Raw genomic sequence first — 21,963 nt, 5'->3', positions numbered from 1 at the left:
GACTGGTAAGTGAATAATGGAGCATCAACAGTTCTAAATGCGGAAAATGGGTTAAAATTACCCATGTCAGCCGTCCAGTTCTATGGTATTTTAATTTAGATAGCCTTTCACAGGTATAGAGATTGACCAGAGATTAATCATATCAATTAATTAGCAATTGTTTTTAAGAGAGGATGTTACCTATATGGCTTCTTCAGCCGATCAGTATGACGCAACAAGTATTCAAATTTTACACGGTCTTGAAGCAGTCCGTAAACGACCAGGGATGTACATTGGCTCCACCGACGCACGTGGTCTTCATCATTTGGTTTATGAAATTGTCGATAATGCCGTTGACGAGGCTTTAGCTGGCTTTGGCCAAGAGATCAATGTAACTATTCATCCAGATAATGCCATTACCGTTAAGGATCATGGTCGCGGAATGCCTGTCGGGATGCATGAGTCTGGAATTCCGACCCCAGAGGTTATCTTTACCGTATTACATGCGGGCGGAAAGTTTAACGATAGCAGTTATAAGACTTCTGGTGGCTTGCATGGGGTCGGATCGTCAGTTGTTAATGCATTGTCAGAGTGGTTGACGGTGACCATCGTCAAAGATGGTGTCAAGTACCAAGAAGATTTTAAAAATGGGGGTCAGCCAGTTGGCACATTAGTCAAGTTGGGCAAGACCAAGGAGTCCAATGGGACCACTGTTTCTTTTAAGCCAGATCCGAGTGTCTTTACAACGACTGTTTATAACTTCAACACACTGGAAGAACGACTACGTGAGTCTGCATTTTTGCTTACCAACGTTAAGATTACGTTAACTGATGAACGTGCTGAACAAGAGCATACAGAAGAATTTCATTATCCTGAAGGCATTAAAGAATTCGTTGCCTATTTGAACGAAGACAAGGATACGTTGGGTGATGTGATGTACTTTGACGGTAGCCGTGAAGGCGTTGAAGTGGAAGTCGCCGCGCAATATAATGATGGTTATTCAGAAACAATGTTATCTTTCGTTAACAACGTGCGCACACCAGGTGGTGGTACGCATGAGGCCGGTCTACGTGCCGCTTGGACCAAGGCTTTCAATGAATATGCCCGTAAAGTCGGTTTATTGAAAGAAAAAGATAAAAATCTTGAGGGATCCGATGTTCGTGAGGGATTATCCGTGATTATTTCATTACGGATTCCTGAATCTATTTTGGAATTTGAAGGTCAGACTAAAGATAAGCTGGGAACTAACGAGGCCCGGACCATTGTTGACAATGTGGTCAACGAACAATTGGGCTTTTATTTAATGGAAAACGGCGAATTTGCTCAGATGCTGATTCGTAAGTCTTTGCAAGCTCGACAGGCTAGAGAAGCCGCTCGAAAAGCACGAGACGAGAGCCGCAATGGCAAAAAGAAGGGGCGGCAAGAACGTCTCTTATCGGGAAAGTTAACGCCAGCTCAGTCTAAGAATGCAGCGAGAAATGAATTGTTCTTGGTTGAAGGAGATTCAGCTGGTGGTTCTGCAAAACAAGGCAGAGACCGCAAATTTCAAGCTATTTTGCCATTACGTGGTAAAGTGCTAAATACGGAAAAAGCGAAGTTACAAGATATCGTAAAGAATGAAGAAATTAACACGATGATCTACACGATCGGGGCTGGCGTTGGAGCTGATTTTAACTTAAAGGATGCCAATTATGACAAGGTCATCATTATGACTGATGCCGATGATGATGGTGCTCATATTCAAATTTTGCTCTTAACCTTTTTCTACAAATACATGCGTCCAATGATTGATGCTGGGCGTGTCTATATTGCGTTGCCACCTTTATATAAATTACAACGGGGTAGCGGCGCTAAGACACAGATTGAGTACGCTTGGACTGACGCTGAATTAGGCCAAAAAGAAAAACAAATTGGGCGTGGTTATTCTTTGCAACGTTTTAAAGGGCTTGGCGAAATGAACGCTGACCAACTGTGGGAAACCACGATGGATCCAACGACGCGAACGTTGATCCGGGTTCGAATTGACGACGCAGCTTTAGCTGAGCGGCGTGTAACAACCTTAATGGGTGATAAAGTGGAACCACGGCGAAAGTGGATTGAAGAAAATGTGGCCTTTAATTTAGAAGAAGATGGGTCCATTTTGGACAATACGGCCGTCAGTTCTGCCCATCAGGAACCTGAGAACGATTTACAGTCTGCCGATTCTACGACAGATATGAAATCAGATGGGCCGACGATTACCGTTTGGGATCAAGATGAAAGTTAAGCGACTGGCAAGTTAGGACCGAAGTTAGAGAGGAGCTGCATCTGTGGCAGAGCACACACAAAACATTCAAGAATTAACGCTTGAAGACGTCATGGGTGAGCGGTTTGGTCGTTATTCCAAATCGATCATTCAGGATCGGGCGTTGCCAGACATTCGTGATGGCCTAAAACCGGTTCAACGCCGGATTTTGTATGCCATGAATAAGGATGGCAATACGTATGATAAGGGGTTCCGTAAGTCGGCGAAGTCGGTTGGGAATGTGATGGGGAATTACCATCCACACGGCGATTCGTCGATTTATGAAGCAATGGTGCGGATGAGTCAAGATTGGAAGTTACGTAATCCGCTGGTCGAGATGCACGGAAATAACGGTTCAATCGATGCTGATCCGCCGGCCGCTATGCGATATACAGAGGCACGGTTGAGCAAAATTGCCAACATGATGCTGCAGGATATCGATAAAAATACGGTTGACTTCGTGCCTAACTTTGATGATACCGAACAGGAACCCACTGTTTTACCAGCGCGGTTTCCGAACTTACTCGTGAATGGGGCCAGCGGTATTTCGGCTGGTTATGCGACAGAAATTCCGCCCCATAATCTAGGTGAGTTAATTGATGCTCTTGTGTATTTATTAGCGCACCCGAACGCCGATACAACTGCATTAATGACCTACGTTAAAGGACCCGATTATCCCACTGGTGGGATTTTGCAAGGTCTTTCCGGGCTTAAAAAAGCGTATGAAACAGGAGCCGGTCGTGTCGTCCTTCGTTCGCAAACGGCGATCAAATCACTCAAAGGTGGCAAACAGGCCATTGAAATTACGGAAATTCCGTATGAAGTGAATAAAGCATTGCTGGTTAAAAAAATGGATGAGATCAGGATTGCCAAAAGAGTCGAAGGTATCGTTGAAGTGCGTGACGAATCAGATCGATCGGGCCTGACAATCATGGTTGAGTTAAAAGGGGACGCCGACGCTCAGGGTATTTTAAATTATTTATTGAAAAATACTGATTTACAAATCACGTATAACTTCAATATGGTGGCGATTCATAACATGCGGCCAGAACGAATCGGTTTAAAGACTGCGTTGCAAGCCTATATTGATTTTCAACGTGAAATCATTACCAAACGAACGCGCTTTGATTTAGATAAGGCGCAGCAGCGACAGCATATTGTTGAAGGTTTAATCAAAGCCTTATCCATTTTAGATCAAGTGATTGCAACGATTCGAGCGAGTCAGAATCGTAAAGATGCTAAGCAAAATTTGGTCAAACAATATGACTTCACGGAAGCGCAGGCTGAGGCCATTGTGACGTTGCAGTTGTACCGGTTGACGAATACTGATGTGACAGAGTTACAAAAAGAACATGATCAACTGACGAAAGACATTGCGCGCTTATCGGATATTTTGGCTAATGATGCATCGCTTCGCCAAGTCATACGTTCACAAATGCAAGCAATTAAAAAGGCGTTTGCGACACCTCGACTAACTAAAATTGAAGCTGAAATTGAGGAACTAAAGGTTGATCGTACCGTCATGGTAGCCGATGAAGAAGTCGTCTTGATGGTTTCTCACGATGGTTACATTAAACGCAGCTCAGTGCGGTCTTACCAAGCGTCCTCCGCTGATGATAACGGATTAAAGGAAGCAGATTATCCAATCTTATTGCGAAAAGTGTCGACACTAGATCATCTGTACATGTTTACCAATCGTGGGAATCTGATTTATCGACCTGTGCATGAAGTCGCTGATGCGCGGTGGAAAGATACTGGTGAACATATTTCTCAATCAATTGGGCTAGCGGATGACGAATCATTGATCGCAGCCTTCACCTTTAACAGTCTCGATACCACTGGGCGTTTTGTGATTGCTACTAGGATGGGATTAATTAAGCAAACCGCATTAGCTGATTTATTACCAGGACGAACTTATCGTAAACATGCTCAAGTCTATGAAAAGTTTAAATCACCTGCGGATTATGTCGTTAACATTCAATTTGTGGATCACGCAGCACCACTAACAGTGATGCTCATGTCACAACACGGCCTCGGCTTACGTTATGACTTAGCTGAAGTTCCGACAAACGGAGCCAGAACTAGTGGTGCTAAGTCGATGGATCTGCGCGATGGGGATATTGTGACGAACCTCCAATTAGTGGCAGACACAGATGAAGTTATGATTGTGACTCAACGGGGGGCGCTAAAGAAGATGGCGGTTAGCGAAGTTCCAGTGACCAGCCGGGCGCGCAAAGGTGTCTTATGCTTGCGCGATTTAAAGGCAGAACCACATGAGATTGTTGATTTCGTGAGCTTCCCTGCCAAGAGTCAGCAACCAGTTGAAATTATTACAAGTCACGACATACGGCATGATATATTGCCCATGGATCATGCATTGAATGCTAGATACTCGAATGGATCTTTTGTAATTGACATTGATACGGAGGGACTGCCAGTTGCCATTCGAATGAAAGCGTTAGCTTTGACGCTCAGTTAAAATGCCTTAACTTTGAGTAAGTCACCAAAAATGGGGACTTACTCTTTTGCTTTTCCGTCAAATCAGTTCGCCTCATGGTAGGTCGATTAGAAAAATTAGGTTTCGGTTATTAAAAAATAATTGCGTTTAAGATTTAATCCTTGCACGGAGTGGGGCTTGCTGCGTACAATTATCGTATTGAAAAGATATAATTTATACATGAAGTGAATACGAAGAAAGGTGGCCATCAGATGAAAAGTAAGCAGGAGACAATTTTCTCTTCGAAAACATTAACCTACTTTTTACAGCTTGCTGACACAATGAACTATACGCAAGCGGCCCAAATACTGGGAATAACCCAGCCAGCATTAACTCAACAAATCAAAAAATTGGAACGTACGGTTGGCGCACCATTATTTTATTCCGTGGGTAAAAAGCTTCGCTTATCTGAAGCCGGTCGAACCATGTTGAATGCGACTCACGAAATTTATGAGGTGTTAAACCAAGCAACGGATGAAATCCAACAATCGACCTCGGCCGACTCTGGCGAGATCAATGTTGGATTACTTACCTCTATTGAATATTCTGTTTTTGAAGATTTTGCGATTCAATATTATAAAGAAAATCCGGATGTGACGATTAGTTTCCACATGTTAACGCGCAAGGAAATTTGGGATCGCTTGGAAAATAATCGGATTGATTTAGCGATTATGTATCTGCCTGACGATAGCATTAAGAATTGGAAACCGTATCGGTCTAAAAAAATCATTACAGAAGACTTATTGTTTATTCACCATAATGAGAAATTCGCTGGTCGTAAAAAGATTCGCTTAAAGGACACCTTAAATAATGTTTGGGTGACCTATCCGCGTGAATACTACTTAGATCAAGTTATCCGTGAAAATTATAAAAATGCCATGGTGGATACACCTAATTCCGTCGCGCGGTTCACGACACCTGATCAAATTTACGAATTTTCTTCAGCAACGGGCGCATTCACGGCCTTGCCAAATAGCTACATTCTGGCTAAAGGGACCCAAGACAACATGTATTCAGCTCAATTTGAACCAGGAATTAAATTTGACTTAGCGTTCGTTTTCCGTAAAGATAAAGATGAGATTCCACGGGTAGGGCGTGTGCTCAATGCTTTTGACCAATATTTGGCTGAACAAGACTACACTACCCGGCTAACTCACATTCATGATGAAAAATATCGTAATAGTGAAGGAGCAAAAGACTAATGGCAAAAGAACTTGTTTTTGGACACCAAAGCCCAGATACGGACGCAATTGTTGCGGCAAAGGCTTTTTCGTATTTGCAAAACCAGCTTGGCTTCGATACAGAGGCAGTTGCCCTAGGTGAACCAAATGAAGAGACACAATTTGTTTTAAATTATTTCGATGAACCTGCACCACGGGTGATCGAAAAGGCGGGATCGGAAGTTAATGCGGTGATGTTAGTCGATCATAATGAACATCAACAAAGCGTTGCTGATATTGATGATGTAGCCGTCACTCACGTGGTTGACCACCACCGAATTGCCAATTTTGAAACGGCATCGCCTTTATACTATCGGGCGGAACCGGTTGGCTGTACGAGTACCATCTTAACGAAGCTGTTTGATGAAAATAAGATTGAGATTCCGACTCAATTAGCTGGTTTGATGTTATCGGCTATTATCTCGGACACTTTGTTATTAAAGTCACCGACAACCACTGATGACGATAAGGCAGCTGTGATTGCCTTAGCTGAAATTGCCGACATCGACTATCAAAGTTATGGTCTTGAAGAGTTAAAGGCTGGTACTAACTTAAGCGCTAAGACAGAAGCTGAATTAGTGCAGCAGGACGCAAAATCATTTGAGATGGGCGGTAAAACGGTACGCATCGACCAAATCAATACGGTCGACTTGGATGAAGTTTTTGCTCGCCAAGCTAAGCTCGAAGCTGCCATGGCCGCTGAAGCTCAAGCAAATGGTTACGATCTATTCTTAGTGCTGGTAACGAACATCTTGGATAGTAATTCTCGCCTACTCGTTTGGGGAGAACCGACAGCTGCGGTTGAGAAAGCCTTCAATACGACACTTACGAACCATACTGCTGATTTACCAGGGGTGGTTTCGCGTAAGAAACAAGTGGTCCCACCACTGCAAGATGCTTTTTAAACATGATTTGAATCTATTGCGCGGGATCCAAATTGGCAAGTTCGCCTGTGAGCGAAGCCAGTTGACTTGGGTCTCGCGTTTTTGCTTCGCGACTGGTTTTTAAAAGGCCCCAATGAATAAGCTTAAATGATTGTATCCGCGTGACGGTCGCGCCATAATGAATTCGTAGCGTTGATCATTAAAATCATTGTTCGGAGGTAGTCACGATGGCAGCACAACATGAATTATCATTTGATGATGAAGTCAAGGCACAGTTGCAACCGTTATTAAAGGGTGGCAATCAACTTTTGTTAAGTTATGACGACGGGGTTGGGCCTTATTCACATCATGGGCTAGTTGCCTTGCAAGTCTCGTTTCAGTTCGTTATTGTTGGCCAAGACGCCGATGTTAGCGATTATGAAGAAACGTTGCCATCCAATCTTGGCCCAGTTCGGTATAAGGGCTATTCTGGTCGTTTTTTAGGTCATAAGTTGCACGCTTCGTTTAATACCTTAATGCATGCAATTAAGTTGTCTGACGAAGGTGAACAAATTGATGATAATGTGGCTGTGATTGTTGACGATACCGCCACTAAATGATCATTGCCCTTCGATAAATCCGATTGTTAATTTGATTCTATTTCCCTTTGGGAGATGGGATCATTTTATTTTAAACGGGCTCAGTTGGTCACTGAGCACATCCCTTGCTTATCTGGCCAGATGGGTGATAATACTTACTTGTAGTAAGGGATTGAACTTAGTTTTTAGATCAGGAGGCTACTTTTATGAGATTAACAATTACACCAGCTGCTCAAGCAAAATTAGCGCCCTTGATGAAGCCTCATACACAATTATTATTAAGCTATGATGATGGCGTGGGGCCTTATTCAGCGGTCGGGTTCTGCTCACTGGATACAGCCTTTGATCTATTGGTAGTTGACCAAGATCAGGGCACGCCTGATTATGATGAGGCAATTGATTCCAATCTTGGCGAAATTAAGGTTAAAGGGTACAGTAAGGCCCAGTTAGCAGAGCAAATGCGGTTGGATTTAAACCCTACGTTTAATACGTTGCGGCTAACCAGCGATCATGAACAGTTGGATCCTAATGTCCAACTAAAAGATCTCACAACACAACAGGTCTAGACGAATTGGGAGCTGATAAAATGGATGCAGATCAAAAAACAGCAGCACTAGCTAAATTATCTAAGGAAGCGTATGCGGTTACGCAGCATGCTGATACTGAGCGACCATTCTCTGGGAAATATGACGCCTTTTATGCAGATGGTATCTACGTTGATATCGTAAGTGGCAAACCACTTTTTTCGTCAACAGACAAGTATGACGCCGGCTGTGGTTGGCCGTCTTTTACGCACCCTATTGATGCCGGATCGATTAAAGAACATCGGGATCGTTCATTTGGCATGGAACGAACTGAAGTGGTGAGTCGTGAGGCAGAGTCCCATTTAGGACATGTCTTTACGGATGGACCGACCGAGGATGGTGGGTTGCGTTATTGCATCAATTCAGCTGCGCTTAAATTTATTCCTGCGGATGAATTAAATTCAGTAGGATATGGTCAATATGCGGATCTATTTCCACAGGTAACCCAGAAGTAGCTTCACAATTTTATCAGGTCTAATCAAGGAGGTCTTTACATGGCGGAAGAGACAGCAATTTTTGCGGGTGGATGTTTTTGGTGTATGGTAAAGCCGTTTGATACGGTTCCAGGTATTAAAACGGTGGTGTCAGGATATACAGGTGGGCACGTGCCTAACCCAACATATGAACAAGTTGCCAGTCATACCACAGGTCACACGGAGGCAGTTAAGATCACCTTTGATCCAGCCGTGATTAGTTATGATCAATTAGTTAGCATTTATTGGCAGCAGACCGACCCAACGGATGCCATGGGCCAATTTCAAGATCGCGGGGATAGTTACCGACCCGTTATCTTTGTGAATAGTCCAGAGCAACGGCAAATTGCTGAAGCTTCGAAAGCTGCGTTGGCGGCCTCAGGGCGATTTGACGAGCCAATTGTGACGGAAATTGAGGCTGCGCAGCCGTTTTATGCTGCAGAGGACTATCATCAAGATTTCTACAAGAAGAATCCTTTGCGATACCAAATGGAAGAAATGGGCGGACGTGAAGCCTTTATCAAACAACAATGGGCTGATAAAAACCGAACAAATGCTTAAACTGATTGACGGTCAGCTCAAAAATCGGTATTCTAAACGTAAATAGTTTCCACTAGGGGTGTCCACATGGCTGGACTGAGACGACTTGGTCGGACCCTTTGAACCTGTAAGTTCAGACTTGCGAAGGAAAGTGGCCAGTGTGATTGAGGAATAACAACGCTGAAGCCTTCGTGGTTTTAGCGTTTTTTCTTGTCCAAATTGGCCGAGGAGGAAAAAATGAATCCAGAATTGTTAGCCGCCATTCGACGGCTTAATCCAGTTGTATTAACCGTTGCAAATGCGGTGACGATTGCAGAGGTTGCCAATGCCGTGAATGCAATTGGCGCCTCACCAATCATGTCAAAAGCACCAGAAGAAGCACCAGAATTAGTGGGGCTGGCAGGCGGTGTAACACTTAACTTGGGGACCTGGACGAAAGCGCAGGTTGATCAAATGGTTGCGGTGGGCCAGGCTGCAAATCAAGCGCAGGTTCCAGTTGTGATTGATCCAGTCGCGGTTGCATTGCCCAAACGACAACAGATCTTTACTAATTTAGTTGAACAAGTTCAGCCATCCATCATCCGGGCTAACGCTGGGGAAATGGCCTTTCTTGCTGGTGAAGATGATACAACGCGCGGTATTGATGCGACCGATTTAACTGTAAACCATGCGTTAGTCGCTGCAGAAGTGGCGAAACGTTTTAATTGTATTGCGGTGATGACCGGCAAAAAGGATTTCATCAGTGATGGCACCAAGACGTTTGTGGTTCATAATGGGACGACCCTATTTGCGACCCATGTTGGTTCAGGTGATATGTTAAGCAGCGTTTTAGGGGCTTTCTTAGCGGTGAGTGAGGATGCCCTAACAGCTGCAGTAACTGGCACTGCCATTTTCGCGGCTACGGGTCAGTGGGTGGCGCAGACTGCGCAACTATCCAATCAGCAGCCAGGAACCTTTGCGGTTAAATTAATGGATGGTCTGGCCGCCGTTAGCATGACCGATTTGAAATCTTTACTTGAGGTGGAGGTCAATTAATATGGCACTAACTGAATCAGTGGCACAATTTCCCCAGGCATTATCCATTGCTGGTTCTGATTCCGGCGGTGGTGCTGGTATGCAAGCAGATCTCAAGACGATTCAAGAACGTCACGTTTTTGCGGCTACGGTTCTTGTCGCGATTACCGCTCAGAATACGCTGGGGGTTCAGGATGCTTTTGCTCTGCCGACAACCTTGATTGACGAACAATTTGCTTCTTTGGCGGCAGATTTAGCAATCAAAGCTTGTAAAACGGGGATGTTGGCAGATGTCGAACGGGTCAAAGCAGTCGTTGCTAATCTCAAGCGTTATAACTTTGGCCCGCTAACTGTTGATCCCGTCATGATTGCGAAGGGTGGCGCACCGCTATTGAGTGAGGCGGCAGTGTCGACGGTTCGCGATGAATTAATTCCTTTGGCGACCGTGTTAACCCCCAATTTACCAGAGGCCGAAGCCCTGACCGGCTTGACGATTACGACCGATCAGCAAATGCACCAGGCTGCTGAACAGTTACAGACGCTAGGAGCGGCCAACGTCATTGTCAAGGGCGGTCACGAAGCCAATCCTGAATTGGCGAATGATTATGTTTTGTTGGCTGACGGTCGATCATTTTGGTTAAGTTCACCTAGAATAAAGACGCACAACACACACGGCACAGGGGACACATTGTCGGCCTGCATTACAGCAGAACTAGCTAAAGGCGCCGATGTTGAAACGGCGATTCGAATTGGTAAGGCCTATGTGTCCGCCACTATTGCCCAAGGGATCGTTGTCGGCCATGGTCACGGTCCCTTGAACCATTGGGCACAGATTCACGAGGGTGACGCTCATGAAATTTAACACGAAGATGTTGCAGGCTTATTTTGTAGCTGGAAGTCAGGATGTGCCGCAAGGACAAACTTTGCCGGAACAATTGTCCGCCGCGATTGCAGGTGGCATCACAGCATTTCAGTTTCGTGAAAAAGGGCCGCGGGCTCTGATGGGTGCTGAAAAAGTCGCCTTGGGTCAAACGTTGCACGAATTGTGTCGTCAAGCAGAAATTCCTTTTTTTGTTGATGATGATGTGGTCTTAGCACGAACGTTACGAGCTGATGGCATTCACGTTGGCCAAAAAGACCAACGAATTGAACAGGTCATTAATGAGTTACCAGGTTTGATCATTGGTTATTCTTGTCATACGGTCGCCCAAATTAACCATGCAAATGAACTTACTGTCGTTGATTATGTGGGTAGTGGACCGGTTTATCCAACCCTATCCAAAGCTGATGCAGATCCCGCCCTAGGAATCTCAGGACTTAAGCAACTTTTGGCAGTGAGTAAGAAACCGATTGTTGCCATTGGGGGCATTGACCAAAATAACTTAGCAAATGTTGCCCAGACCGGTGTAGCTGGTGCCGCGGTCATATCCATGCTGACCCGGGCTGATGATGTCCAAATGACAGCCACAATGTTGCGTCGAACTTTTACCAATTTTGATGCGTAAGACTTCATTCAATTGAGTTGCATCCGCGGTGTAGAATGTCTACACTTATAGCAGACTTTTAAAGACGTAGGTGAAGATATGAAAAATCGACCAAAACCCATTAATCCAGCCATGCCAACCAATATTGCAACCTTGATGATCGCCCTTAGTGTCGTCACCGGGTTACTGGTTGGCTGGTTATTACCGTTTGAATTTGACGGCTCATTCATCTGGGGTGTCATCGTTGTGTTGGCGTTCAATGGTTGCTTTGTTGTGCTTTATCGACGCTATACAATTAACAAGCAAAAGGCAGTGTTGGCCCAACAGGCAGCTGCAAAATCTGAGACCACGACTTCTGAAAAATAGTTGTGACGGGTAGACTGACAAAGTGATACAATTAATTTTGTTCCGGGCCCGTAGCTCAGTTGGGAGAGCGCCTGCTTCGCATGTAGGAGGTCGACAGTTCGAATCTGTTCGGGTCCATCTTTTTACGCTGAATCGTTGCCCAGTAGTAAAAGTGGCGGTTTACAAACGTTGATATAACAGTGTTTCGCTAATTTCGGCTAATCGACTCAATGAGTCCATCGCCAAAATGATGCCAATTTTGATGCCATAAAAGCACCTCGACAGTTTTGTCGGGATGCTTTTTTGTTTCATTTATCGGCTCGTCGTCAGGAAAACTATAAAGCTGGCAGGCCTTTATGAATCATCTTAGCAGGAAATAAAAGCTAGTTTCGTTACATTTAATACTAAAAAAGGGGGCTGAACGTGCGTGGAACTGTTTTAAATATAACTGACGCAAAACGATTCTGATTAGTTAGGACCATGATCTTGGTTAACCCCAATTGGATCAATCCACGAATGTGGGACTGGCGATTTCATCTTTTAACATTCGTTCAGCCTGCTGTAGTTTTATTATTCGTTGTTCGAGCTTTCTCAGTTCATCAGTTAATAGCGTTGCACGTTTATTGCGAATTTCTGGATCATTGTGATTCAATTGAGCAACTTTCTTTAGTGTGGTAATCGAAACGCCACTTTCTCGCAATAACTCGATGTTTTTAAGCCATTGAACATCAATATCTCGAAAATCACGAAAACCGTTGGTATCACGTGGAATGGTACATAGAAGTCCCTCTGAATCGTAATAGCGAATCGTGGAAACGGTTAGGGAGGTTAACTTGGCGGCAGTTTGAATTTTCATTATTTAGGCTCCAATAGCTGTAGCGGTGTGGTGCCAGCAAATAAATCAAATGCTTTATTTTTGAAATTGTCATTCATCAACGCGTCAACGAGAACTTCGGCAACGTCGGTCCGCGAGATCTGAGGCACATTGTTTGCTAAACTGGCAGTGCGGGTGGGAGCTTGATCGGTCAATATTGCTGGCCGGACAATTGTGTAAGTCAGCCCACTACTCTTTAAAATTCGTTCAGCATAATATTTAGTGACGTAATATAAAGGAATATCATAAACATCAAAAGTTGAGCGAGATCCTGCGCCGGCAGCCGACTCCATAATAAATTGGGGAATATCAAGTTGACGAGCAACATCCATCATTTTTACGGCACCGTCTAAATCAATCCAAACGGCATCTTGGGGACGAGCTTGGCTCGCTCCAGCGGTAAAAATTAGCGCATCAATGTTTTGAGGCAATTTTTTGACTAAAGTTGAAACGTCTTCATTCACTAAATCGATGACAACCCGTTCAACGGATGGGATGTTCGCCAATTTGGCTGGATTATGGCCGGTCGCGACGACATGATGTCCCTGATCCTGCAGTTGTTTAACGACTGCCATTCCATTACGTCCAGTGGCGCCAACGACTAAAACATTCATGATTTGATGACCTTCTTTTACTAGGATGTCGCTATCGTACACCTTAAAGTGAACTTTAGGTCAAGGACAAATTTACTCAGCTGATGGCTGATGACTTTCACCCCATAAACAGATTGCGTCCAACACGGGAAGCAGGGATTTTCCCCGCGAGGATAGTTGATATTCGACGTGAGGCGGAATTTCCGGAAATTGATGTCGTGTAATTAAATGATCATTAGTTAAACCCTGCAAGGCATTGGTCAACGACTTAAAACTGATTGCACCCATTGTGCGTTTTATTTCATTGAAGCGTCGTGTACCTTGAATACTTAGTAAATATAAGATTTCGATCTTGTATTTGCCACTAATCTCACTAAGCGTGTAGCTAAAGCCAGTTTGACTTAATTCTGCTGGTAAAAGGCAGTCCTTAAATTCGTTAGACATAACGGTATTACTCTCCTTTAGGTGAGTTACTTACAATAAATTGCGTACTTGTTTGACATTATTTGATATGAGATATTTTTCTTATCAAATTTAGGGAGGACATTTTTAATGAAAACAATTGTCTATGCTCATCCGTATGAAGGCAGTTTAAATCATGCCTTGTTAAATGAAATCACCGGCAAGTTTAAGGAAAACCAAGACGATTATCAAGTGTTGAATCTTTACGCAGATTCGTTCAACCCAGTATTATCGTCGCAGGATTTGTATAATTACAATCAAGGTATTTCAACCGATCCACTCGTCGAAAAATATCAAGCAGCGTTAGCTAAAACAGATGAATTAATCTTAATTTTTCCTATCTGGTGGTATGGTCTACCTGCTATGTTAAAAGGTTTTCTTGATCGAGTCATGTTGCCGAACGTTTCTTACGATTCGGACGATAATGGGCTGTTAACTGGAAAACTAACCAATATTAAACGAGCAACCGTATTGACAACTGCGGGATTATCTAAGCAACATTTCCAGCAGCTTAACGCTGCCAATGTTGAAAGTACGTTGATCAATGTTATTTTTAAAGATCTCGGAATTGGCCATCAATCGATTAGGTGGTTCCATTATGACACGATTCATCATGATCATGCTGATAGTTCAAGTTACTTAGAGTCAATCATTGATAAAATTTAGGCTAAAAGTGATGCTAGACCCCTGAAATGAGGCAACGTTTGATTGCTTTTACCATATTTTCTATGTAAATTAAACAGTTGTATCAATGGTTTGAAAGGGCACTCACCTCATGTGAAGTGTCTTTTTGTGGTCAACAGGCCTAAATGTGAATGATTATCATTGAGCATTTATGGTAAATTAGAAACTATCAAACAAAAACAAACGTGATTAATTGAACTCAACCAATTTCGTGGATGGCTATCGGAGGCTAAGCTTATGTTTACACACCAAATAGACGCGCATCTGGCACTTAAACTCATGACTGAGGAGGATGCGGATTATCTTTTTGACATTATCGAGCAAGATCGTCGACAACTACGAAGGTGGATGCCGTGGACTGATGCAACACAGACGGTTGCTGATGAGCTGAAATTTATCCGGTTTGCTCGTCAAAAGTTTGCCAGCAATGAAATGTTACCATTGACGATTGTCATTGATGGCTTACCAGTCGGCTGTATTGATTTACATCGTATTGATCGTGAACAGCAACATGCAGAAGTTGGTTATTGGTTGAAGGCAAAAGCCCAAGGCCATGGCGTTATGACTCGATCAGTCAATCGTTTATTGACAATTGGCTTTGATGAGTTAAATCTACACAAGATTATGCTAAGAGCTGATGTTGATAATCATCCGAGCCAGGCGGTCGCCCAACGACTAGGGATGCAACAAGAGGGCGTGCTCCGTGATCATGTTTTAGTCAATAATGAATTTCGAAGCCTAGTTGTCTTTTCAACGCTGGAAAACGAGTGGGAAGCACACGAATAAACAGGATTCAGTGGGGAATCCCCTAGTCATTGACGCCGTAATTGAGTACAATGGTCTTAGCAAATATTTAATATTTCCAACCGGTCTAATTTCAAACGGTCAATGACCGTAACTTAATCGAGGTGACTCACATGATCGATCCACATCAAAAACAAACCGAACAAACTGATGCCGAATTGCCTAATCAATTGCGAGTTATCACGAATCAAGCAACGGTCATTGCAAACGACCAAACAAGTTATGTTGGCGGTCCGCGTCTGACTAAAACAAGTTTTGTTAAAGCGGTGTTTGACGCAACCGGTCAGGCAATTGACCCTAAACAGGTCAGTGTTGATTTAAGCAATATCAACTGGGCTCGTCCTGACGATTATCGAGTTAACTTAAGATATGCTAATCCTGGGAAGACAGTGTCCGCAACGGCTCACTTACATCTATTTTCACTGAACGGTCGTGATGTAACGATTCATGCTGGGGAGCCCTTGCCAGTCAGCAGTGAGTTTGTTAGTGAATTAGTGGATCCTGGACACCCTGATGCACGTCAAAACGCTCAACTTGTGTTTGACGAACCTGTGGCTAGTTTCCAACCCGGTCATCGTTATGGTGCGATGTTAACCTACACAGTCAATGGGATTACTGCCGCTGCTCATCAAGTCCTCCAGATTCTGCCTAATTTAGTCTCAATTATCACAGCAAATCAGACCACTTATGTTAATGGACCGAAAACAAATTCTGAACGGTTTATTCGGACTTTATGTGACGCAGATGGGCGTTTAATTCCGGCTGAAAAGGCGGTTGTTGACATGTCAGCTGTTGTTTGGAATCGTGCTGGACGTTATCCGGTGGAAATTTCCTATACAGATCATGGAAAATCCATTCATCGAACTGCTTATGAAAATATTTTCGAACTGGCAGCTCACAATCAAATTGTTGTCGTCGGGGATGGGGATCCCATTCCGGCTCGTTACGTCGCCTTAGCTCGTGATCACTATGGTCGGGATCGAACTCGCTGGACGGCAATGACTTATCTGGATCCGTCGGCCAACCACCAATTGCCAGGAACTTACGATGTCCGCCTTAGTCTGGAAGTTAATGGATCGGTCGCCACGGTTCATCCAACACTACAGGTACTTCCTGAAATCTTACGGCCACTCAATAGCACTGCGGCGTGGACCATGCCGGTGGGACGGCATGGTGAGCCGTTGACGGAAACGCAAATTTTAGCAGCACAAAGCTTACGGCATAGCTTACGGCACACATCTGAGTCACGGGTTGCCAATAACGCGGCTAAAACTGCCGATAAATTGACCTGGTGGCAACGAATCTTTCATTGGGTTAAAAAGGGTTAAAAAATGATTCGCCCGTGAACGAGTGGTTTAATTTCGACCTTGGCATTAAAACAAAAGCTGAGGTCGTTTTTGATCGCTTAAAAAATTAAAATAGAATTGGACTTATATTTCATATGAACGAAATGAACGAAATTTTGGCTGAACAATTTTTAATTTCCGATCTTTCTAATGACCAACAGCGCATGATTAAAGCGATAAACACCTATATTGGCCAGTCTTTGGCTGGATCTGACCATGCGGTTGCTGTTATCCAAGGGGCAGCTGGGACAGGGAAGTCCGTTGTCTTAATGGACTTGGTGAAGCAGTATCTCGCTGACAAACGTTATAAGAGTGCGCTGGTGGTCAATCATCCGGAGCTCTACAAAGCTTATCGTGAGTTAGGTGCTGGTATCCCGGGAGTCAATTTACGCGATATTCGACGGCCAACGTCGTTAATTAATGAAGCGCAAAAGCAGCACCAACACTATGACGTGGTTTTTGTGGACGAAGCTCATTTGTTGTATTCAAAGTCCGAACCATATGCGCACTACCGCGGGCAAAACCAGCTTACCGATCTGATTAGTTTAGCCAAGGTCGTGGTGGTCGTTTATGATTTTGACCAAGTATTTCAATCAAAAATGTATTGGTCCAAAGAACTCTTGTTCAAGACAATTGGGCAGCATCCTTTCAAACAATTCGATATGACTTTTCAATATCGGATGGTTGCTACTGCTGCGCAGGTCAAGTGGATCGATGATTTAACCGCTCAACGGCCATTACGCCCGTTTCCAGAACAACCTCCATTTGACTATCAATTTTTCGAAACCGCTGGTGCTATGTTTGAAGCAATTAAGGCAAAAAACAAGGCGGCCGGCATGAGCCGGATGGTAGCAACCTCTGGCTTCCCACGGATTGATGGCCGCCATAATGTCGAAATGGACTCTTTTTCACTACCATGGGATGAATGGGACCCACAGCGAACACATTGGGCGAAGCGGGAATATTCGATCAACCAAGTGGGGACGATTTATACGTTACAGGGGTTTGATCTAAACTATGTTGGCATGATTATTGGTCCATCTTTTGGCTATGATCAAAAGACAGATACGATGACCATTTTGCCAGATAAATACTCACATAAAGAGATCTTCAAGAAACGACCTGATATGAAATTTACCCAGCAACAATACAAAATGTTTATTGCAAATGTTCTCAATGTATTGATGAAACGGGGCAAGTACGGTTTGTATTTGACTGCTTATGATGACGAACTGCGAGCACGTTTAGCGACGCTGTCAAAGAAAGCATAAGTAAATCGACAAACAGGGTTAAGTAATAATTAAGTAAGAATAGAAAAGCAAGTTAACGCTAGTGTTATGGATAAGCTTTAGCCATCGTGCTGCCGGCTTTAAGACGTAAATTTAGCCAGAACTTAGGCTTTCAGCTGCAAACTTCCGTGAGACTACTTTACCAAAGTTATTGATCGTCCCGTTGAAACAGCTATTGAGCCAATGGCAGCCATTATTACTAATGTTTATTTTCGATTCAAATTGTCAATCTACAGACGACTGTGAATATTCATGGATTTAGCTGGTTAATAACGACTGAGTTAAAGTTAGCCAGAATTGAGCCTCGATAGTTTTTGAGCAGTTTTTGAGCCTAATCTTGATGACGAGATTTATCAGCATTTTAAACTGATAAAGAGAAATTGAACACGATTAAAAAAAGCCATTTACTGAAGTATCCGTACTAACACGGAACAACTTCAGTAAACGGCTTTTTAAAGATTGAGTTTCTAGAGAGCCGTTTAATCAGGCTAAGATACAACTTAGCATAATATATATTATGTAAACTAGACTAACATAAATTTTGTGTATCAAATTTAAACGCGTGTGATTCACCCCTTTTTGTCTGTCTTTAAATGGTTAATCGTTAACCAACTCGGTTCTCCGTTCGAGAAAATCAACTATTGCGCAATAGCAGTGCTCATCACGAACAAAGTTGTCATGTGACTATAACGACACAAAAACGATCCACACTGGCTTGCAAGTGGCCCTCGCGTGAATCGTAAGGCGTTATTCTTTTAAGCTGGCAAAATTTGCACCGTCGTCGTTCGCGGCCCATCAGGTTCTTTAGCAATCATGATGTTGGTCGAGGTTTGATCCTTGGCTCCATACTTGTCTTGATAAGCTTGATCAATATTGGTCATTAAGGTTTCGTCATCAGTTTCAGGGATCCACCGAAAGTTGACTGTATAAGTTTGACCACCGAGTTCAATTTTGCCAGCTTGCTGCTGTTTAGCTGCGGCAAACCATCGTGATTTTTGTCCGTAGCCAGCTCGGATATAAAGACCGTCGTCCACGACAACTGACCAAATATAGGTTGGTGTGCCAGTGGTTTTCATGTCTTCGTGGAATGGTGCGACATGAAAATCATCTAGTGATTTGAATGCTTCTAACTGCGTGGTTGTCCAATGCTTGTCTGCCATAGTTATTGCCTCCGTTTGTGCATTAATTAATTGTTGGTTGCTTAATCCAGTTCCAGTAGCCATATTCAGTATAGTTGACTGATTTCAAACTGCCAATAAACAAAGTCCCCCAATTGTTTACTGCGCCTGTTAAACTAAAGTCATGATTAATAATTATGCAATTAAATGACCCACTACAATACTGCCAGGGGTTCTTTGCGAGTCGGCGTTGGAAAGGCAGCCGCTAATTGTCGGCGTTCTTGATCCGTTAGCTGAATTTTTCCAGCGGCTACATTAACCAAAGCGTGCTGGCGTTGGCTTGTTTGCGGAATGGCCAAAACTTGCTGGTGATCGACCACCCATGCCAACATGATGGTAAACACGGATGTCTGGTGCGCGAGTGCAATTGTCTGTAAGATTTTGTTTTGCCGTAATTGTCCACCCAATTGATCCCCTTGAGCGATCGGTGAGTACGCAATTAGCGGCAGCTGATGCTGCTGTTGCCACGGTAACAGGTCAAACAACGGTCCACGATTTTGTAAGTTGAACAGGACTTCGTTAGCGCTGACGTTTTCACCATGTGGGACTGACAGTAATTCTTGAAGATCGGCAACGTCAAAATTAGAGACGCCCCAACCACGAATCTTCCCCGCCTGTTTGGCATCCTCTAAGGCCTGAACGGTTTCGGACAATGGAATCGTTCCGCGCCAATGTAACAAATATAAATCTAGGTAATCAGTGCCTAACGCCATTAACGAGCGATCTAGCCGTTGCGGCAGTCGTTTTGCACTAGCATTTTCTGGCAAGACTTTAGAGATTAAATACAAACTGTCTCGTTGCATGTTGCTAATGGATTCACCAACCAATTTTTCTGAACGTCCGTTACCGTACATTTCTGCGGTGTCAATGACGCTAGCACCGGCGGAAATTCCCGCCTGTAATGCTGCAAGTTCTTGTGGACGTTGCCCAATTTGGTCTCCCATATGCCAGGTTCCAAGCCCAATCGATGGCAATTGTTTGCCATTAATCCTGACAGTTTTCATAAAATGAACCCCTTTCGTAAATTAACGACTGCATCAAAAACCATAGTTTAAGTGCCGAACAAAGGACTAAAAACTGAGTTAAACTTAGTTATTTCCAGCAATGCTGGCTAATATCAAAACTGATTAGGAGATGAACACCTTGAATAAACGACCTTGGCTAGCCACAATGATCGGACTATTGGTGGTAACAACAATTGCTGTATTAGGTCTTGCCCGACCCCACGGTTTAAAAAGCGCTCCCTTAAAATCGGCCAACTTGACCACCTTCATGAGAACGACCAACCAAGCTGGTCAACATGATCGCATTCATCAAGTTCATGGCACCTCAATGAGGCAACTCCCCGCCAACACACGCTATATCCAGGTCTTGCCTAATCAGCGACGTCAGTGCATGACTGGCGTTGGTGGCGCGTTAACAGATAGCGCAGCCGCTGTATTGCGTCAAGCTACGCCGTCGCATCGTCGACAAATTTTACATGCTTATTTTAGTTCAACCGGTGCCCACTATACCAATGTTCGCTTAACGATCGGCTCCTGTGATTTTTCAACATTTAGTTACGATTATGAGTCCAAACAGTCAGATCCAAGCTTGCGTCATTTTTCAATGAAAGCAGAAAATCGCAATGTCCGGCCCATGCTACAACAGATTCAAGCGATTCAACCGCACCTAGCTTTATCAGCGGCCCCTTGGGCACCGCCTGCTTGGATGAAAGTGAGTCAACGTCGGGCCGGACAAAATTTTTTGGTCAATAATCAGCTAAAACCCGCGATGAAGACGGTTTATGCCGCGTATTTAGTCAAATATTTGCAAAATCAACGTGCTCATGGGATTAATATCGAGACACTATCGCTGCAAAACGAACTACAGGCGAGTTCAGCTTGGGAGTCAATGACCTGGTCTCCAGATCAGGCGGCATCCTTTATCACTCATGATCTTGGTCCCAAGTTGCGACAAGCCGGTTTACCTACCAGAATAATCGTATGGGATTATGTTCGCAGTGATCAGACTGAACCGGTAATGATGGGCTTTAATCAGTGGACGACGGCGTTTTATCGTCACCCAGGCGTGAAAAAATACGTTACCGGAATTGGCATCCATTGGTATGCCGCGAATCTTGACCCCCAGATGGCCTTGGGCAACTTATTCAAGCAGCCCGCCTGGGACGATAATTTTACCAATTTAACTACTTTTCATCGACAGGAACCAACGCAGCAGATTATGGCGACAGAAGCGACTCAAGAACGTGGCATTTGGCTACATAGCTGGACGCCTGCTGCCCGATACAGTTACGACATTATTAACGATTTCAATCATGACGTAACTGGTTATCTAGATTGGAATCTTGTTTTAAACGGCGCCGGTGGTCCAACCCATAAGGTCACTAATCCCTGCAGTGCACCGATTAATGTGTTGCATCCTGGCACTTCACATGAACGAGTCGTGATTAACCCCAGTTATTATATTTTAAAACGCGTCAGTCGCGATGTTCAACCAGGTACGGTGAGTGTCAAGAGCCGCAGTAATGTTACTGGCATTGATCAAACAGCAATTCAACAACCAGATCATAGCGTTCGGCTCCTGATCAATAACCGCCACCGCCACGTTGAGCAAATTACAGTTGTATCTGGTCATCAAGCCTACCAAGTTCGTTTGACACCACAGTCTTTTAATGCCATTAGTCTACCGGCCGTTGACCAACAAACGACGATTTCTACCCCACCAGCGTTAAAGACGGCCCCAGTGTTTAATGGTTTGAAACACGTATGGAGTCATTGGATTTTACCCCTACTGCCATTGTGGCAGGTCTGGTCACTCCCGCTGTAGAAGCACTGCGGTGAGGTTAAAC

General features: G+C 44.0%; 22 protein-coding genes, 1 tRNA gene and 1 riboswitch. Of the genes, 18 read left to right on the top strand and 5 right to left on the bottom strand.

The genetic code is table 11. The features are described from left to right. Window positions 1-184 precede the first annotated feature (184 nt). From parE to ACYQ0Y_RS01735, 13 genes are all read left to right on the top strand, one after another. A complete protein-coding gene (gene parE, locus ACYQ0Y_RS01795; RefSeq protein ID WP_407882320.1) occupies window positions 185-2,245 on the top strand; it encodes a DNA topoisomerase IV subunit B in 2,061 nt (686 codons plus the stop codon). A gap of 43 nt (window positions 2,246-2,288) precedes the next feature. Continuing rightward, complete coding sequence (gene parC, locus ACYQ0Y_RS01790; RefSeq protein ID WP_407882319.1) at window positions 2,289-4,742, top strand: DNA topoisomerase IV subunit A; 2,454 nt, start codon at window positions 2,289-2,291, stop codon at window positions 4,740-4,742. 230 nt (window positions 4,743-4,972) lie between these two features. Further along, window positions 4,973-5,962, top strand: coding sequence for a LysR family transcriptional regulator (locus ACYQ0Y_RS01785; protein WP_407882318.1), 990 nt, complete (start codon window positions 4,973-4,975; stop codon window positions 5,960-5,962). Further along, window positions 5,962-6,885, top strand: coding sequence for a manganese-dependent inorganic pyrophosphatase (locus ACYQ0Y_RS01780; RefSeq protein WP_407882317.1), 924 nt, complete (start codon window positions 5,962-5,964; stop codon window positions 6,883-6,885). Before ACYQ0Y_RS01785 ends, ACYQ0Y_RS01780 begins: the two co-directional genes overlap by 1 nt. A 206-nt stretch (window positions 6,886-7,091) precedes the next feature. Next, window positions 7,092-7,463 (top strand): iron-sulfur cluster biosynthesis family protein, encoded by a 372-nt coding sequence (locus tag ACYQ0Y_RS01775; RefSeq protein ID WP_407882316.1) that lies wholly within the window; start codon window positions 7,092-7,094, stop codon window positions 7,461-7,463. A gap of 185 nt (window positions 7,464-7,648) precedes the next feature. Then, complete coding sequence (locus ACYQ0Y_RS01770) at window positions 7,649-8,008, top strand: iron-sulfur cluster biosynthesis family protein (protein WP_407882315.1); 360 nt, start codon at window positions 7,649-7,651, stop codon at window positions 8,006-8,008. A gap of 20 nt (window positions 8,009-8,028) precedes the next feature. After that, the gene (gene msrB / locus ACYQ0Y_RS01765; protein ID WP_407882314.1) at window positions 8,029-8,481 is read left to right on the top strand and encodes a peptide-methionine (R)-S-oxide reductase MsrB; all 453 of its coding nucleotides are present in this window, start codon (window positions 8,029-8,031) and stop codon (window positions 8,479-8,481) included. Between the two features lie 39 nt (window positions 8,482-8,520). Next, window positions 8,521-9,060: a peptide-methionine (S)-S-oxide reductase MsrA gene (gene msrA, locus ACYQ0Y_RS01760; RefSeq protein ID WP_407882313.1), complete on the top strand. Its 540-nt coding sequence runs from the start codon at window positions 8,521-8,523 to the stop codon at window positions 9,058-9,060. A gap of 44 nt (window positions 9,061-9,104) precedes the next feature. Continuing rightward, window positions 9,105-9,206, top strand: a riboswitch (TPP riboswitch). A gap of 70 nt (window positions 9,207-9,276) precedes the next feature. Then, entirely contained in the window at window positions 9,277-10,074 is a 798-nt protein-coding gene (gene thiM, locus ACYQ0Y_RS01755) for a hydroxyethylthiazole kinase (RefSeq protein ID WP_407882312.1), read from the top strand. A 1-nt stretch (window position 10,075) separates the two neighbouring features. Then, the gene (thiD, locus tag ACYQ0Y_RS01750; RefSeq protein WP_407882311.1) at window positions 10,076-10,915 is read left to right on the top strand and encodes a bifunctional hydroxymethylpyrimidine kinase/phosphomethylpyrimidine kinase; all 840 of its coding nucleotides are present in this window, start codon (window positions 10,076-10,078) and stop codon (window positions 10,913-10,915) included. Then, a complete protein-coding gene (gene thiE / locus ACYQ0Y_RS01745; RefSeq protein WP_407882310.1) occupies window positions 10,905-11,558 on the top strand; it encodes a thiamine phosphate synthase in 654 nt (217 codons plus the stop codon). Before thiD ends, thiE begins: the two co-directional genes overlap by 11 nt. 78 nt (window positions 11,559-11,636) lie before the next feature. Next, complete coding sequence (locus ACYQ0Y_RS01740) at window positions 11,637-11,903, top strand: hypothetical protein (RefSeq protein WP_407882309.1); 267 nt, start codon at window positions 11,637-11,639, stop codon at window positions 11,901-11,903. Window positions 11,904-11,947: 44 nt separating this feature from the next. Next, a tRNA-Ala gene (locus tag ACYQ0Y_RS01735) sits at window positions 11,948-12,020 on the top strand. A gap of 367 nt (window positions 12,021-12,387) precedes the next feature. Here the strand turns inward: ACYQ0Y_RS01735 and ACYQ0Y_RS01730 are convergent. The 3 genes from ACYQ0Y_RS01730 to ACYQ0Y_RS01720 all read right to left on the bottom strand — a co-directional run bounded on the left by ACYQ0Y_RS01730 (window position 12,388) and on the right by ACYQ0Y_RS01720 (window position 13,793). Further along, the gene (locus ACYQ0Y_RS01730) at window positions 12,388-12,738 is read right to left on the bottom strand and encodes a MerR family transcriptional regulator (protein WP_407882308.1); all 351 of its coding nucleotides are present in this window, start codon (window positions 12,736-12,738) and stop codon (window positions 12,388-12,390) included. Then, window positions 12,738-13,370 (bottom strand): NAD(P)H-binding protein, encoded by a 633-nt coding sequence (locus ACYQ0Y_RS01725; protein WP_407882307.1) that lies wholly within the window; start codon window positions 13,368-13,370, stop codon window positions 12,738-12,740. Before ACYQ0Y_RS01725 ends, ACYQ0Y_RS01730 begins: the two co-directional genes overlap by 1 nt. Window positions 13,371-13,442: 72 nt before the next feature. Continuing rightward, window positions 13,443-13,793, bottom strand: coding sequence for a winged helix-turn-helix transcriptional regulator (locus ACYQ0Y_RS01720; protein WP_407882306.1), 351 nt, complete (start codon window positions 13,791-13,793; stop codon window positions 13,443-13,445). A 108-nt stretch (window positions 13,794-13,901) separates the two neighbouring features. On the opposite strand from ACYQ0Y_RS01720, the gene ACYQ0Y_RS01715 reads away from it, so the two are divergent. The 4 genes from ACYQ0Y_RS01715 (at window position 13,902) to ACYQ0Y_RS01700 (ending at window position 17,916) form a co-directional block, all read left to right on the top strand. Next, window positions 13,902-14,477 carry an NAD(P)H-dependent oxidoreductase gene (locus ACYQ0Y_RS01715; protein ID WP_407882305.1) on the top strand — a complete coding sequence of 192 codons (576 nt, stop codon included), beginning with the start codon at window positions 13,902-13,904 and terminating at the stop codon, window positions 14,475-14,477. Between the two features lie 255 nt (window positions 14,478-14,732). Further along, entirely contained in the window at window positions 14,733-15,281 is a 549-nt protein-coding gene (locus tag ACYQ0Y_RS01710) for a GNAT family N-acetyltransferase (protein WP_407882304.1), read from the top strand. Window positions 15,282-15,412: 131 nt separating this feature from the next. Beyond that, the gene (locus ACYQ0Y_RS01705) at window positions 15,413-16,627 is read left to right on the top strand and encodes a hypothetical protein (RefSeq protein WP_407882303.1); all 1,215 of its coding nucleotides are present in this window, start codon (window positions 15,413-15,415) and stop codon (window positions 16,625-16,627) included. A gap of 122 nt (window positions 16,628-16,749) precedes the next feature. Then, window positions 16,750-17,916, top strand: coding sequence for a DUF2075 domain-containing protein (locus ACYQ0Y_RS01700; RefSeq protein ID WP_407882572.1), 1,167 nt, complete (start codon window positions 16,750-16,752; stop codon window positions 17,914-17,916). Window positions 17,917-18,689: 773 nt separating this feature from the next. Here the strand turns inward: ACYQ0Y_RS01700 and ACYQ0Y_RS01695 are convergent. Together ACYQ0Y_RS01695 and ACYQ0Y_RS01690 are read right to left on the bottom strand one after the other, a co-directional pair. Continuing rightward, the gene (locus tag ACYQ0Y_RS01695) at window positions 18,690-19,094 is read right to left on the bottom strand and encodes a DUF2255 family protein (protein ID WP_407882302.1); all 405 of its coding nucleotides are present in this window, start codon (window positions 19,092-19,094) and stop codon (window positions 18,690-18,692) included. 173 nt (window positions 19,095-19,267) lie between these two features. Continuing rightward, the gene (locus tag ACYQ0Y_RS01690) at window positions 19,268-20,116 is read right to left on the bottom strand and encodes an aldo/keto reductase (RefSeq protein WP_407882301.1); all 849 of its coding nucleotides are present in this window, start codon (window positions 20,114-20,116) and stop codon (window positions 19,268-19,270) included. Between the two features lie 139 nt (window positions 20,117-20,255). Between ACYQ0Y_RS01690 and ACYQ0Y_RS01685 the strand changes: the two genes are divergently transcribed. After that, a complete protein-coding gene (locus tag ACYQ0Y_RS01685; protein ID WP_407882300.1) occupies window positions 20,256-21,941 on the top strand; it encodes a glycoside hydrolase family 30 protein in 1,686 nt (561 codons plus the stop codon). Window positions 21,942-21,963 lie beyond the last annotated feature (22 nt).

This window comes from Furfurilactobacillus curtus, from assembly GCF_054657915.1.
This window is presented reverse-complemented; position numbering and strand designations above follow the sequence as displayed.